Annotated in this window: 11 protein-coding genes; 7 read left to right on the forward strand and 4 right to left on the reverse strand. The window is 64.8% G+C overall.

Annotated elements, in window-relative coordinates; genetic code table 11:
• Positions 1-93: 93 nt before the first annotated feature.
• On the reverse strand, positions 94-1,122 hold the full coding sequence (gene argC / locus ACP159_RS03430; RefSeq protein ID WP_425098237.1) for an N-acetyl-gamma-glutamyl-phosphate reductase: 1,029 nt from the start codon (positions 1,120-1,122) through the stop codon (positions 94-96).
• Between the two features lie 231 nt (positions 1,123-1,353).
• Here argC and ACP159_RS03435 point away from each other — a divergent pair, with 231 nt between their 5' ends.
• The 5 genes from ACP159_RS03435 (at position 1,354) to ACP159_RS03455 (ending at position 6,882) form a co-directional block, all read left to right on the forward strand.
• Positions 1,354-2,088 (forward strand): hypothetical protein, encoded by a 735-nt coding sequence (locus ACP159_RS03435; RefSeq protein WP_425098238.1) that lies wholly within the window; start codon positions 1,354-1,356, stop codon positions 2,086-2,088.
• Between the two features lie 169 nt (positions 2,089-2,257).
• Positions 2,258-2,890 (forward strand): paraquat-inducible protein A, encoded by a 633-nt coding sequence (locus tag ACP159_RS03440; protein ID WP_425098239.1) that lies wholly within the window; start codon positions 2,258-2,260, stop codon positions 2,888-2,890.
• Entirely contained in the window at positions 2,887-3,519 is a 633-nt protein-coding gene (locus ACP159_RS03445; protein WP_425098240.1) for a paraquat-inducible protein A, read from the forward strand. Before ACP159_RS03440 ends, ACP159_RS03445 begins: the two co-directional genes overlap by 4 nt.
• Positions 3,516-6,299 carry an MlaD family protein gene (locus ACP159_RS03450; protein WP_425098241.1) on the forward strand — a complete coding sequence of 928 codons (2,784 nt, stop codon included), beginning with the start codon at positions 3,516-3,518 and terminating at the stop codon, positions 6,297-6,299. The genes ACP159_RS03445 and ACP159_RS03450 overlap by 4 nt, the downstream gene beginning before the upstream one ends.
• 4 nt (positions 6,300-6,303) lie before the next feature.
• Complete coding sequence (locus tag ACP159_RS03455; protein ID WP_425098242.1) at positions 6,304-6,882, forward strand: PqiC family protein; 579 nt, start codon at positions 6,304-6,306, stop codon at positions 6,880-6,882.
• Between the two features lie 150 nt (positions 6,883-7,032).
• Here ACP159_RS03455 and murI read toward each other — a convergent pair whose 3' ends face one another.
• Together murI and ACP159_RS03465 are read right to left on the reverse strand one after the other, a co-directional pair.
• Positions 7,033-7,845: a glutamate racemase gene (murI, locus tag ACP159_RS03460; protein ID WP_425098243.1), complete on the reverse strand. Its 813-nt coding sequence runs from the start codon at positions 7,843-7,845 to the stop codon at positions 7,033-7,035.
• Positions 7,846-7,882: 37 nt separating this feature from the next.
• Positions 7,883-8,788 (reverse strand): lysophospholipid acyltransferase family protein, encoded by a 906-nt coding sequence (locus tag ACP159_RS03465; protein WP_425098244.1) that lies wholly within the window; start codon positions 8,786-8,788, stop codon positions 7,883-7,885.
• A 179-nt stretch (positions 8,789-8,967) separates the two neighbouring features.
• Between ACP159_RS03465 and ACP159_RS03470 the strand changes: the two genes are divergently transcribed.
• Complete coding sequence (locus tag ACP159_RS03470; RefSeq protein WP_425098245.1) at positions 8,968-10,572, forward strand: hypothetical protein; 1,605 nt, start codon at positions 8,968-8,970, stop codon at positions 10,570-10,572.
• 88 nt (positions 10,573-10,660) lie between these two features.
• On the opposite strand, the gene ACP159_RS03475 is transcribed toward ACP159_RS03470, so the two are convergent.
• Complete coding sequence (locus tag ACP159_RS03475; protein ID WP_425098246.1) at positions 10,661-14,080, reverse strand: indolepyruvate ferredoxin oxidoreductase family protein; 3,420 nt, start codon at positions 14,078-14,080, stop codon at positions 10,661-10,663.
• A gap of 166 nt (positions 14,081-14,246) precedes the next feature.
• Between ACP159_RS03475 and ACP159_RS03480 the strand changes: the two genes are divergently transcribed.
• Positions 14,247-15,152 (forward strand): LysR family transcriptional regulator, encoded by a 906-nt coding sequence (locus ACP159_RS03480; RefSeq protein WP_425098247.1) that lies wholly within the window; start codon positions 14,247-14,249, stop codon positions 15,150-15,152.
• Positions 15,153-15,186 lie beyond the last annotated feature (34 nt).

Genomic DNA, 15,186 nt, shown 5'->3' on the forward strand with positions numbered 1-15,186 from the left:
GCCCGCCGCTTTTTTTTATTTTTAAAAAACCCTCAAAACCGGGGGCCCCGCCCCCCCCCGCCGGTCGCCCGGGCGCAGCCCGGGCGAAATCCCTCAGGGGAAGCAGGGTGCCAGCATCAGCCCGGCGATTTCCGCCTCTCCCAGCATCAGGTTGGCGTTCTGCACCGCCTGCCCGCTCGACCCCTTGCACAGGTTGTCCAGCGCCGCGACGATGATCGCCCGCCCCGGGATGCGGTCGCCGGTCACACCGATGTGGCAGAAATTGGAGCCGCGCACGTGGTGCGTGCTTGGCGTCTCTCCCTTCGGCAGGACCGACAGGAACGGCTCGTCCGCATAGGCCGCCTGCAGGGTCGCGAGAATGGTATCCGCCTCGCCCTTGACGTAGCAGGTGGCGAGGATGCCGCGGTTGAACGGTCCGAGGTGCGGGGTGAACTGCACCTTGACCGGCCGCCCCGCCAGTTTCGAGAACTCCTGATCGAACTCGCCGAGGTGCCGGTGCGTGCCGCCCACGGAATAGGCGTTCGTGCCTTCGGACAGCTCCGCGTGCAGCAGGTTCTCCTTGAGCGAGCGCCCCGCCCCGGAGACGCCGCATTGCAGATCGAGGATGATGTCGTCGAGGTCGATCACCCCGGCGGAAATCAGCGGCCGCAGGATGAACTGCCCCGTCGCCGCGTTGCAGCCGGTCCCGGCCACCAGTCGCGCCCCGGCGATCTCCTCGCGGTAGAATTCGGTGAGGCCATAGACGGCCTCCTTCTGCATCTCCACCGCCGCGTGGTCGTTGCCGTACCATCTTTTGTAATCCGCCGGATCGCGCAGCCGGAAATCGGCGCTGAGATCGACGATCTTCACGGTCTTCGGCAGCTTCGAGATCACCTCCTGCGAGGTCTTGTGCGGCAGGGCGCAAAAGCACAGGTCGATCGTGGAAAAATCGATCTCCTCCCAGGTCACCATGTCCGGCAGATCGAGGTGCCGCAGATGCGGGAAGACCTGCGCCATCGACTGCCCGGCCTTGGAATTGGCGGCCAGCGCCTTGATTTCAAAGGACGGGTGCGTCGCGATGATGCGGACAAGCTCGGCGCCGGTATAGCCGGACGCGCCGATGATGGCGATGGAATGGGGCATGTCGGGATCCTCTGGACCGGGAAACGTGCGCTCGGCACGGGGTCATTAAGACAGGGTTTGGCAGGAAGGCACAAGACCACGGCGCGATCCTCGCGCCGCCGGAACGATCATCGTCGCAGGTCTGATCGGCAAATCTGATGCATGGCTGTCTTCATGCGCTGCGGGATAGCAGCGCGCAGGTATGGAATCAATGCTCTTGATCGGACGCGCGACGCCGCTCATTCTGGCGCCATGGCCCAGCCTTCGTTCGACAGACCCGTGCCGTTCTGGCGACTTTACCTGCGCTTCGGCGGCTGGTTCAGCATCGCGTTCTTCGTGATGATGGTGGCGCCGACGATCGGCAGCCACTTCGCCCATGGCCTCGCCGACCGCTTCGAGGCGGAGGGGCGGGAAACCGTGGCAAAGGTGCTGGACAAATACTGGACCGAAAGCACGGACAGCGACGGCGACCGTACGATCACCCATTGGTTCACCCTCGCCTACCGTACCAACGCGGGACGGGACATGCAGATCGACGACATCGTGTCCTCGTCGCTCTACGACGCGATCGACATCGGCGGCAGGCTGCCCATCCTTTATCTCGACTCGGATCCGGCGCGGATCGAGACCAGCTTCGGCGCCAACCGCACGGCGGGTGTCGTCATGCAGGTCATCGCGCTGGTCTTCGGGGCGCTGACGCTGGGCGCGCTTTGGTTCTCCGGCCGCCGCGCCGTCGCCGCCATCCGGGCGCGGCGCTATGGCCGAACCGAGCGCGTGGCGGTGGGCGAGCTTTACCAGACGGCGGTTTCGGTGAACGGCAAGCGCCGCTACCGGCTGAAATGGCGCGAGGCGAACGGGCGCGAGGGATACAGCCTCATGTATCCCAAGGATGCGCTTCTGCCGTTTCCGCCCGGCCACCGCATCACGATCTACCACGGCCTGAAACGTGCCTTCTGGGAGGGCGATGTCGGGCCGCGCAAGGACTGAGCCAACCCGCCCCGGCTCCGCCCGCAGACCGCCACCCGCGCAGGCTCACACGGCGCGTTTGTATTTGTCGCCCGCCGGCACTGGCGCACGCGCCCTTGCAGGCTACATGCATGACAAATATGGTGAAGACTGGTCCGCTGCGGGCCGCTGCCGCTGAACGGGAGAGCCCATGCCGCATGGCGCGCCGCCAGACGATCTGGCCGGATACATCGCCTGCCCGAACTGTGATGCGCTCTACAAGGCCGTGCTGCCCGAAGAAGGGGCGCGCGCGGTCTGCGGTCGCTGTCACACGGTCCTGATCTCGACGCGCGCGCGCGCCGGGGCGCGGGTGCTTGCCTTGTCCGGCGCGGTGCTGATCCTCGTCATCGCGGCGGTGTTCTTTCCCTTCCTGGAAATCCATGCGGCGGGTCTCGGCAACCGGGTGTCGCTGCTCGACGTGGCCACCAGTTTCCGCTCCGGCACGCTGGTGCTGGTGTCCGTCGCCACGGTCATGGTCATCGTTCTGGTCCCGCTCCTGCGGACCGCGCTGCTGATCTACGTCATCGCGCCGATCGAGCTGAACCGCCCGCCGCTGCGTCATGCCCGTGGCGCGTTCCACCTTGCGCAGGAACTCAAACCCTGGGCCATGACGGAGGTCTTCTCAATCGGCTGCGCCGTGGCCCTGGTCAAGGTATCCGATCTCGCCCGGCTGGACTTCGGCCCGGCGTTCTGGATGTTCACCGCGCTGTCGGTCTTCGTCATCATCAACGACCGATACCTCTGCACCTGGTCGATCTGGGCCGCCATCGAGGACACCGAATGAGCAGCGCCTCGGTGACCACCGCCCGCGCCGAAGGCCTCGTCGCCTGCCGGTCCTGCGCCCGGGTCTGGCCCATGGGCACGCAGGAGTGCGCGCGCTGCGGCAGCACGCTGTCATCCCGCGACGAGACCAGCCTGCAGCGGGTCATGGCCTGGTGGGTCGCTGGGCTCATCTGCTACGTGCCCGCGAACCTTTACCCGATGCTGGTGACCGAGACCCTGGTCTCGAAGCAGCAGGGCACCATCGTCGGCGGCGCCATCGAAATCGCGCAGCACGGCGAATGGGCCATCGCGGCCATCGTGCTCATCGCCTCCGTGCTGATCCCGGTGTCGAAATTCGTCGCCATCGCCTATCTCAGCTGGTCCGCCTGGCGGCAGAGCCCGCGCAATGCCCTGCAGAAGCTGCACCTTTACGAGGCGGTCGAATTCATCGGCCGCTGGTCGATGATCGACGTCTTTGTGGTGGCCATCCTCAGCGCCCTCGTGCAGTTGTCGGTTGTCGCCAATATCCATCCCGGCCCGGCCGCGCTCACCTTTGCGCTGTCGGTGATCTTTACCATGCTGTCCGCCAAGAGCTTCGATCCGAGGCTGATCTGGGACGGCAAGAGCCTTGAAAGCGCGAAGTCCGCATGACGTCCGATACCGAATACGAGCCGCTGGCCGAAGTGCCCGTCGAGAAGCCGAAGAAGGGCCCACGGTTCTCCTTCGTCTGGTTGATCCCCGTCCTCGCGCTGCTGGTGGCGCTTGGCGTGGCGTTCCAGAACTGGTCCGAACGCGGCCCGCTGATCGAGGTGGTCTTCGTCAATGCCGACGGCGTCCACGCCGGCGAGACCGAGCTGCGCTACCGCGACATCGCGGTGGGACTGGTGGAGAAGGTCGGCTTCTCCGCCAACCTTGAAGAGGTGGTGGTCTCGATCCGGCTCGACAAGGATGTCGCGCGGTATGTCGACGACCAGTCGCAATTCTGGGTCGTGCGCCCGGAGGTGACGGCGCAGGGCGTCTCCGGCCTCGATACGGTGCTGTCGGGTGTCTACATCGAGGGGGCCTGGGACGGCACCACCGGCGAGGCACAAAGCCGGTTCACCGGCTCACCGAAGGCACCGATGCTGGAGCTTGGCGAGAAGGGCACGACCTTCACGCTGCGCTCGGACGACAAGCTGCCCGCGGGCAACACGCCCATCCTCTACCATGGAGTCAAGGTCGGCCGCCTTGGCGAAACCGAGGTCTCGCCGGACGGTCTGACGGTCGAAGCCGAGGCGGTGATCCTCGAACCCTACGACAAGCTTGTGACGGAGAACACGCGGTTCTGGGACATCTCCGGTTTCAGCTTCTCGCTCGACGCGGGCGGCGCCAAGCTGCAGTTCAATTCGCTCGCCTCGCTGATCAGCGGCGGCGTGACCTTTGCCACGCTCAGTTCGGGCGGCACCCAGATCGCGGACGGCGCGACCTATGACCTGCACCCGAGCGAGGAGGCCGCGCGCGAGAATTTCTTCCTCGAAGGCGACGGCGGCAGTGTCGATCTGATGATGGTCTTCGACGAGAACCTCTCGGGCCTCTCCGCCGGTGCGCCGGTGCAACTCGGCGGCCTGCGCATGGGCGAGGTCGTGACGATCTCCGGCCTCGTGGACGAGGCCCGCTTCGGCGATGACAAGGTGCGGCTGGTGGCGACGATCCGCCTCAACCCGGGGCGCATCGGGCTTGAGGATTCCACCGAGGAAGGCTTCCTCGACTACCTCGAAACCCGCGTCCGGCGCGGTTTGCGGGGCCAGCTGACCAATGCGTCTCTGCTCACCGGCGGGTTGAAGATCGACCTCGTCGATCTGCCGAACGCCCCCGAGGCGCTGCTCGACCGGACGGCAGAGCCCTACCCGCTGATCCCGACCACGGAGTCGAACGTGGCCAACATGGCCGCCTCCGCGCAGGGCCTGCTGAGCCGTGTCGATGCCTTGCCGGTGGAGGAACTGCTCGAAAACGCCGTCAACTTCCTCGCCGACGCGAGGGCGCTGGTGAACAGCGATGGCATCCAGGAGGCTCCGGAGGAGCTGCGGGCGACCCTGGCCGCCATCCGCTCCGTTGCCGAAAGCGACGAGGTGGCGAGCCTGCCCGCGCAGATCGGCCAGGTCGCGGATGGGCTGGAACAGGCCTCTGTCCAGCTGAACGCGCTGCTGACGGATGTGCAGGACAAGGCCATCGTCACGGCGGTCTCCGATCTGATTGCCCGCATCGACGAGACTGCGCAGACCCTGCCGGGCATCGCCGAGCAGGCGGGCGCGGTGCTGGCCAAGGCCGAGGCCCTGCCGCTGGAGGACCTTTCCGCGCAGCTGTCCTCCGTTCTGGACAACGCCGATGCCTTCATCGCGAACGAGGATCTGAATGCCATGCCGGCGGACCTGCGCGCGGCGATTGCCTCGGTGAACGACCTGGTGCAGAGCGCCGAGGTGGCCGCGCTGCCGGGGCAGATCGGACAGGTCGCGAGCGGATTGGAGGAGGCCTCCGCAACGCTGAACACACTCCTCAAGGATGTGCAGGACCGCGCCGTGGTGCAATCCGTCTCCGAGCTGATCGCCTCCATCGACGAGACCGCAGCCGCACTGCCGGGGCTGACCGAACAGGCTGGCGCGGTGCTTGGCAAGGCGCAGGCGTTGCCGTTGGAGGACCTGTCCGCACAGCTGTCGCAGATGCTGGGCAATGCCGATACGCTGGTCTCCAACCCGGATCTGAACGCCATGCCGGGCGATCTGCGCACCGCGATTGCCTCCGTCAACGAGATCGTCGGCAGCCCGGAGATCACCGCCCTGCCCGGCCAGATCGCTTCCCTGGCCAAGGGGTTGCTGGACAGCTCCGACCGCCTGAACACGCTCCTGCAGCAGGTGGACCAGCAAGAGATCGTGCGCCAGATCGGCGATGCCGTGGCCAAGATCGACGCGGCGGCGGGCGACCTGCCGGAAATCTCGCAGCAGGCGAAGAATATCCTCAGCGACGTGGAGGAACTGTCCTTGCAGACCATGGCAGACCGCGCCACGGAGCTGATGGACACCGCCGAGGCGCTGCTGGCGCAGCCTTCGACTCAGCAGGTGCCCGAGCAGCTCAACGCCACGCTCGCCGAACTGCGCGGCACCCTGGAGGAGGTCCGCCGTGGCGGGCTTGTCGACAATGCCAATGCCACGCTGGCCTCCGCCCGCTCGGCGGCGGAAGCGCTGGCGCAGGCATCCACTTCTCTACCCGCTCTCGCCGACCGCATCAGCCGGGTCGCGGCGCAGGCCGGCGTGACGCTGGGCGATTATTCCCGCGGGTCCGATTTTGGCCGCGAGATGAGCGCCGCCCTGCGCGAGATCGAGGCCGCCGCGCAATCCTTCGACCGCCTCGCGCGGCAGATCGCGCGCAACCCCAATTCCCTTCTGACCGGACGTTGATGACATGAAGACATCTGTTGCCCTGCTATCCCTGACCCTCCTGCTCGCCGCCTGCAGCGGTGACGACCTGCGCTTCGACGCGCCGCCGGGAGCGGTGGGCAGCAGCGCCTCCCTGCCCGACGCGCGGGTAAGGGTGAGCTATGGCCGGATCGAGGTGGCCACGGTGACCCTGCCGGTCTACGCGCAGGAAGAAGAGATCGTGGTGCGGGGCGAGGATGGCTCCATCGCGCCGTCCGGCGGGCTCTGGGCCGACGAGCCGGGCCGCGCGGTAACGTTGCAACTCGCCCGCGATCTCGACGCCATCACCGGCAGGCTGGTGGCGCCGGAACCCTGGCCGTTCCGCGATCTGCCGGACGTCAAGGTCGACATCCGGGTCGAGGACTTCTTCGCAGTCAGCAGCGGCGCCTTCCGGATCTCCGGCCAGATGTTCGTGGCGCCCGAGGACTACGGCACCGACCGCTCGAAGCGCTTTGACATCGAGGTTCCGGTAACCGGAGACATGACGCCCGGCTCCATCGCCGCCGCCCGGGCGACGGCTGTCAGCCAACTTGCGGAGTTCGTCGCGCGGCAAGGGCTGCGGTAATCTGCCCCGCCTTGAACCTGAACCACAAATACCCTTTCGCACCTGCGGTGCTGTCGGGACATTTGTGGCGCAGGTTGACTCAGGTAGAAGGCGGGATGCTGTAATCAGCCGGGAAAGCGCCGTGGCGCGACAGCCGCCGCGCCACCGGTCTCAGGCCTTCGTGAACTCGATCTTCCGCTTGAGGAATTGCGTCGCATGGCGCGACACTTTCGCCGGATCGCCAGTGGTCAGGAAGCAGCTGTCCTGCCCGGTCCCGAGCATCGCCGGATGGCGCACAAGGTAGTCCGCCAGCGATTCCGCCACGAGATTGGCCTGGGAATACACCGCCACATCCTTGCCGAGCGCATCCTGGAAGATCTCTTCCATCAGCGGGTAATGGGTACAACCGAGGATCGCAGCCTCTGGTTTGGGCATCTTGCGTTTCAGCGCATCCACATGGGACCGCACCAGGGCTTCGGCCAGGATCATGTCACCTTCTTCGATGGCATCCACCAGACCGCCACAGGCCTGCGCCTCCACGTCGACACCGATGGCACGGAAGGCCAGTTCGCGCTGGAACGCGCGGCTGCTGACCGTGGCCGGGGTGGCGAACAGGGCCACATGCTTGACCGCCACCTCGCGCGGTGGCGAGTTGTCGCCCCACTGACGCTCCGTCAGCGCCTCGATCAGCGGCACGAAGACGCCCAGCACGCGTTTTTCCCGGGGAATCCAGCTCTCCTGCATGCGCCGCAGCGCCGCCGCGCTGGCCGTGTTGCAGGCCAGGACGACAAGATCACAGCCCTCGTCCCATAGCCGCTCTACCGCTGCGCAGGTCAGCCGGTAGATATCATCGGAATCGCGCACGCCGTAGGGCGCATGGGCGCTGTCCGCGAAATAGGCAAAAGGCACATCTGGCAGACGCTTGGACACCGCGTCCAGCACCGTGAGCCCGCCGAGCCCCGAATCGAAAACCCCCACTGCCATGGTCCGTCACTCCTGCAACGCGCCCTGCTCCGGCGCCTCAATAAAACCGTTTCGTCGGCGCATCCGCGCTTCTGTGCTTCTCCTCGAACTCGAATCCGTAGGCATAGGATTTGAGCGGGATCGGAGACAACTCATAGGTGGCTTTCCTGAGGAAATCCATAAGCGCACGCGGGTCACCCTGATGTTCGGCAATCCGCTCCGGCGCGATGGGCTGGCCGATCACCACGCGCACCGGCGTATCCACCCGTTTCCGGAACTCCTTGAGCAGCAGACCCATGCGCAGCGTCACGTGCAGATGACTCGCCAGTTGGAACAGCCGCGAGGTGTGGCCGTCGAAATAGATCGGCAGCACCTGCGCGCCGCTTTTGGCGATCATCTTGGCGGTGAAGCTGCGCCAGCCCGGGTCCATCGGCTGGGCGAAAGGCGTGGCGGCGGTCGCCACGGTGCCGCCCGGAAAGATGCCGATGCAGCCACCCTGCCCGAGGTAGTCCAGCGCCACCCTGCGCGTCTCCAGGTTCAGCTTCAGAGCCTCCTTGGAGCCGTCGAAATCCACCGGCAGGACCACGCGGTTCAGCTCCTCCGCCTTGCGGAACACGCTGTTCGCCAGAATGCGGAAATCGCCCCGGACGATGGACAGGATATGCCCCATCATCAGCCCGTCGAGGATGCCATAGGGGTGATTGGCGATGACCACCAGCGGACCGTCGCGCGGAATGTCGTCGAGCGTGCCGCCCAGCACCTCCAGCCCGAGGCCGTAGCGCTCCACCATGACCTGCCAGAAGTCGCGCCCCGCGGCGACCTCATCTTCGTAGCCTGCCGCCCGCCGAATCAGCCCGATGCGGCCGGTGGCGTTCTCCATGAGCCGGATCAGCGCCCGCCCGCCCCGCGTGCTGGCCGAGTAACTGTAGGAAATGTCACGGGCTATCCGCCCCCGGTCCGCCATGACCGCGCCTCCACCTGACGATACGCCCGACATAGCGCATCCCGCGACGCTGCAACATAAAGATTGCATCATTGTGATCCCCGTCACTTTGGCGAGTCGATTTGGAGGTGTACAACCATAAGTACGCATGGCGACGCAGCGGCACAGGCCGCGTCGCGCAGGACAGAAGGGGACATTCCATGCATATCCGAACCGCTCACCTCGCCGGGGTTGCGCTGGCACTGGCCGCGCCGGCCCAGGCCGACACCCAGATCAACGGCCTGCAACAGCTGATGCTGTTCCGCAGTTTCATCCAGGACGATGCCGGTTGCGAAGCCTCCGTCGTGAATGGCCGCGCGGTCATCACGGGACGCAACGCCCCCTCCGGCGCGGCCTCCTGCCCCGACGCCTTTGCCTGGACGCAGTTCGTCAACGCGATCTCGGACGAGTTCTGGACCTGGGGAATCGACCAGACCATCTGGCCGGCTGCGCCGCTGCCGCTCTGCACCGCCACGCTCACCACCAACTGCTGCAACCCCGACGCCCCGATCGAGCCCGGCAACCAGCCCGCAAACTGCCCGGTCTTCCGGGCCGATTACATCCCGATCAGCCCGCTGCCCGCGACGCCGAACGGCACGCCCTCGCGCGCGGTGGTCGGGCACAATGGCCTCAACGAGGATGACAGCGTCGACCCCGGCCGCCTGCTGCGCGATCTCGAACTCGAACTGGTGTTCCGCAACCGGGCCATGACGGACTATATCTACCGCCACGATCTCTATTCGCGAGAAGGGCTTGGCAGCCGGAACCGTGCGCAGAACGCGGCACTGAAAGACGGCAATGTCGGCGCGGCTCATGCCCTCGAAGTGCGCTTCCCGCTGGACGCGGTCATGGTCAAGGTGGACTTCATCCACCAGCAGATCATGCTCGACCGTGGGCTGATCCGGGAGTATGGCGGTCCGGTTCCCAACAATCCGGACTTCCCCTATCTCACCGTGTATCTCGATGGTGACGGCGGCGAGGATCAGGTGCCCGGCTTTTACTACGCCGTCGCCATGACCAACGCGTCGAAGGATCTGCCCAGCTGGCATTGGTACGCCATGGAACATGTCGCCAACCAGGGGCGCTGCGATTATCTCGGCTGCAACGACAGCTTTGGCCGCACCGCGAACGGCGCCGCCCAGCCCGGTGCCAACTTCGGCACCCATTACGTGCCGCCCGCGATCCAGTTCAACGACGACAAGACCGAAGGCAACGACCCGCTGTTCCTGACCGGCGGCGTGTACCTGCCTTCCGAAACCGGCGAGGCGATCACACCTGCCCTGACTGCACTGTTCGAGGCCACGGGTGTCGGGTCTGCCGCAGAGGATCCTGATCCGAAAGTGATTTCCGTCGATGACCCGGCCTGGAAGAATTACTATCTCAAGGGCACGCAGACCGGGTTCAACACGGTTGGCGGCGTGCCGACGGGCATGGGGGCCACGGTCACCGAAGGCGGCTTCGTCAACTCCGCCTCCTGCACGACTTGCCACAGCCAGGCCGCCGCAGACCTGAACGGCACCACCGCCAACGCCGGTGTCGGCGCGACATGGCGGCCCAACGTGCTCGGCTATGGCCAGGTCGCGATGGGCGCCCCCGACATGGACTGGTTCTACCAGATGGGCCTGGTGGACGGCGGACCCGGCGTGGTCGCGACACAGATCGACTTCGTCTGGGGCATCCTGAACGCGGCTTGCCAGAGCCCGGCGGGCTCGCACGGGGTATGCGACAGCTACCCGGCGGCGCCAACCCTGTCCTACGGCGAATAAATCAGACGGAATACCTGTTCTGTATCAATGAGATAAGGCCGGAATAGTGTTTCCGGCCTTATCTTTTGTGCATGGGTTTGCGCGGCGGTTACTCTGCCGCCTGACGCAACGGTGCGCCACCCGCCCTAAGCACAGCGATCAATTCTTCGCGCCGCTTCGCGGCTTTCGCCTCGTTGGCCTGTTTGACCGGCCCGAAGCCTCTGATCTGCAACGGCAACTCCGCCAGGGCCACGAGCGCGTCCATGGTCTCCGGCGCGGCCTTCGGTAACCACTCGGCCAGATCCGCCTCGTACTGCCGGATCAGCGCCCGCTCCATCCGGCGTTCCTCGGACCGACCAAACGGATCGAACGGCGTGCCGCGCAGCCCCTTGAGCATCGCGAGGAGCTTGAAGGCCCGCAACATGCCGGAACCATAGGTTTTCTTGACAGGTCTTCCGTCCGGCCCCTCCTTTGACAGGCTCGGCGGCGCGAGATGGAACGTCATCTCGAAATCGCCGTCGAAGACCTCCTTTGCCTTGGCATGGCTGTCGAGATGCAGACGCGCGACCTCGTATTCGTCCTTGTAGGCCAGCAGCTTGTGATAGCCTTTGGCAACAGCCTCCCGAAGGCGCGGGTCGGCGACGCCGTCCACGAACTTGCGATACCGCTTCGCCAGCCGCTTTCCCTGGTATTTCACGAGGTGATCCGCGCGGAATTTCACCTTATCTTCCAGAGACTTCGGAAGCGTTGTTACAGTCTTCTGGATCATGCGAGCGGCGTCGTCCGGGTGCAGCACCGCCCAACGACCGACCTCTAAGGCGCGCAGGTTGCGATCCACCGCCGCGCCGTTGAGGCGGATTGCATCCTGGATTGCCTCATGGCTGAGCGGCACGAGACCCTTCTGCCAGGCGGCGCCGAGGATCATCATGTTGGAGAAGATCGAGTCTCCCATCACGACCCGCGCCAGTTCCGAGGCATCGAACAGGCTCAGCCGATCCTGCAACCGCGCTTGAAGAGCGACCTGCAAACGGTCGGATGGCAAGGAAAATTCCGTGTTTCGGGTGAAGTCTCCGGTGATGATCTCATGGCTGTTGACCACCGCCCCTGTGCGGCCCGTGGTCATCAGGCCCAGCGTCTTCGCCCCGGCGGACACCACCATGTCGCCCCCGATCAGGCAGTCCGCCTCGCCGGTAGCCACACGTACCGCGCTGATATCGCCGGGCTTCTGAGCAATGCGCAGATGGATATGCACCGCGCCGCCCTTCTGTGCGAGGCCTGCCATCTCCATCATCGCCGCGCCCTTGCCGTCGATCTGCGCGGCCTGTGCCAGCACCGCGCCAATGGTCACGACACCCGTGCCACCGACCCCGGTGATGACGACGTTATGCGTACCCTTGATCAGCGGCAGCGTCGGGAGCGGCAGGTGCGGCAGGTCCAGCGCCGTTGTCTCCGCCTTCCTGAGAGAGGCTCCGGAGACGGTGAGGAACGACGGGCAAAACCCTTTCAGACAAGAGAAATCCTTGTTGCAGCTGGACTGGTCGATGGCCCGTTTCCGGCCCAGTTCCGTCTCGACCGGAACGATGGACACGCAGTTCGACTGCACCCCGCAATCGCCGCAGCCCTCGCAGACGTCGGTGTTGATGAACACCCGTTTGTCCGGGTCCGGGAACTTGCCCCGCTTGCGACGTCGCCGTTTCTCCGCTGCGCAGGTCTGGATGTAAAGCAGGACCGAAACGCCCTCATAGGTCGCAAGCTCCTTCTGCACCCGCTCCAGCTCCGCCCGCTCATGGATTTCGGCACCGGACGTGAACCCTTTCAGGTCGATTTCTTCTTTCTCATCATAGACAACCGCGAGTTTCTTCACGCCCATCGCCGTCACTTCGGCGGCGATCCTCTGCGGCGACAGACCGCCCTCGTTCGGCTGGCCGCCGGTCATGGCAACGGCGTCGTTGTACAGGATCTTGTAGGTGATCCGCGTGTCATTCAACAACGCCGCCCGGATCGCCTGCACCCCGGAATGGTTGTAGGTTCCGTCGCCAAGGTTTTGAAAAACATGAGGTCTCTTGGAGAACGGCGCCTCGCCGATCCAGTTCGCGCCTTCGCCGCCCATGTGGGTAAAGCCGATGGTCGAGCGGTCCATCCACTGCGCCATGTAGTGACAGCCGATACCGGCATAGGCACGGCTGCCCTCCGGCACCTTGGTGGAGGAGTTGTGCGGACAGCCGGAACAGAAGTAGGGAACCCGCGCGGCGATCTCCTCCGCATTGTCAGCTTTCGTCGCTTGGTCAATAGCTTGCAGACCGGCCTTCACGCGATCCGTACCGCGCCCTTCCTCGATCAGGATCTCGCCCAGCTTGCGTGCGATCCAGATCGGATCGAGCGCGCCGCGGGTCGGGAAGAGTTCCTCGCGGTGCAGCGCACCGGAGCCGCCCTTGTACCAACCATAAACCCGCCGTCCGCGCCGGTCATCGAAGATGGCTTCCTTGACCTGCACTTCGATCAGCTTGCGCTTTTCCTCGACGATGACGATCAGGTCCAGCCCCTCTGCCCAGTCGTGGAATCCGACCATATCCAGTGGGAAGGTTTGCCCGATTTTATAAGTGGTTATGCCGAGTTTCTCAGCCTCCGCCTCGTCAATCCCCAACAGGCTCAAGGCGTGGATCAGATCCAGCCAGTTCTTGCCCGCAGAGACGAAACCGATCTTCGCCCCGGGCTTGCCCCACATCCGCTTGTCCATGCCGTTTGCCCGCGAAAACGCTTCCGCGGCAAAGCGTTTGTGGTCGATCATGCGTGTCTCCTGCGCATGGGGCGTGTCGACCAGACGGATGTTCAGCCCGCCTTCGGGCATGGGGAAATCCGGCTCGACCAGCGACACCCGATCCGGGCGGCCATCGACAACCGCCGTGGCCTCAACCGTGTCCTTCATGGTCTTGAGGCCCACCCAGACCCCGGCGAAGCGCGACAGCGCCCAGGCGTAGATGCCGTAGTCGAGGATTTCCTGAACGCCAGCCGGGGAGACGACGGGCATGTAGGCGTCGACAAGCGCCCATTCGGACTGGTGCAGTACCGTGGAGGATTCGCCCGTGTGATCGTCCCCCATCGCCATGATGACGCCGCCGTGTTTCGACGTGCCGGCCATGTTGGCGTGCCGCATCACGTCGCCGGTGCGGTCGACTCCCGGACCCTTCCCGTACCACAGGCCGAAGACGCCGTCGAACTTGCCTTCGCCGCGCAACTCTGCCTGTTGCGAGCCCCAGAGAGCCGTCGCGGCGAGGTCTTCGTTCAAGCCTTCCTTGAAGAGAACATCGTTTTCGGTCAGCAGCTTCTGCGCCTTGGTCATCTGCAGATCGACCGCGCCCAGAGGAGAGCCGCGATAGCCCGTGACGTAGCCGGCCGTGTTCAGACCCGCCGCCCGGTCGCGGTCCTTCTGCATCAGCATCAGCCGCACCAGCGCTTGTGTGCCATTCAGAAGAACCGTGTCCTTTTCCAGATCGAACCGGTCGTTCAGTGAGATCTTCGCGGTGCCCATCGACGCCTCCCAACGCTGATTATGCATGCAACATAGGGCGATTTTAGGTCACAATTGCTGACCTTCACAAGGTAAATTTCAATAATTTGGAAGGTTACATTATCAATTCATAGCAACTATGCATTCATTTCAAATCGAAGCATTCTTTTCGAAAGATGGTGTCGTCATGGATTGGGACAAGCTCAGAATATTCCACGCGGTCGCGGATGCCGGCAGCCTCACCCATGCCGGCGACTCGCTGCATCTGTCGCAATCGGCTGTCTCGCGGCAGATCCGGGCGCTGGAGGAGTCGCTCAACACCACATTGTTCCACCGTCACGCACGCGGCCTGATTCTCACCGAACAGGGCGAATTGCTCTTCGATGCCACGCAGTCGATGGTCCGCCGGATCGACACCGCCACCGCGCGTATCCGCGACAGCGAGGAGGAAGTCTTCGGCGAACTCAAGGTCACCACGACCCACGGCTTCGGGGCGCTCTGGCTGGCGCCGCGGCTGGCCAAGCTTTACGAGAAGTACCCGGACCTGAACATCGACCTCATGCTCGAAGAGCGCGTGCTCGACCTGCCGATGCGCGAGGCCGACGTCGCCATCCGCATGAAGGAGCCAAGCCAGGCGGACCTGGTGCGCAAGCGGCTGATGTCGGTGAAGATGCGGCTCTACGCCTCGCCCGAGTACCTCGCCTCGCACGGCACGCCGGAGCGGATGTCGGACATGGCCAAACACCGGCTGATCTCGCAGAACGTCAAATCGGCGCAAGTGAGTGCGGGGATGCAGCTTGTCCAGGAACTGCTGTCCCATGACATCGAGGCGACTCTGACAGTGAACAATTATTTCGGCGTGCTGCAGGCGGTGCTGTCGAACCTCGGCATCGGGGTTTTACCCGACTACATCATCGAGGATTTCCCTCATGTCGTCCGGGTCCTGCCGGAAATCGAGTCGAGCGAGGTGCCGGTCTTCCTCGCCTACCCGGAGGAGCTGCGCACGTCGAAGCGCGTGGCGGCCTTCCGCGACTTCGTGCAGGAGGAAATCATCGCCCACCGTCGCTCCCGCAGGGCGATGGGAGCCGACTGATCTCTCTCCTTAAGGGTGTGATATGCACACAACG

The sequence above is a fragment of the Tropicibacter sp. S64 genome (genome assembly GCF_049803835.1).
Lineage (GTDB): Bacteria > Pseudomonadota > Alphaproteobacteria > Rhodobacterales > Rhodobacteraceae > Pacificoceanicola.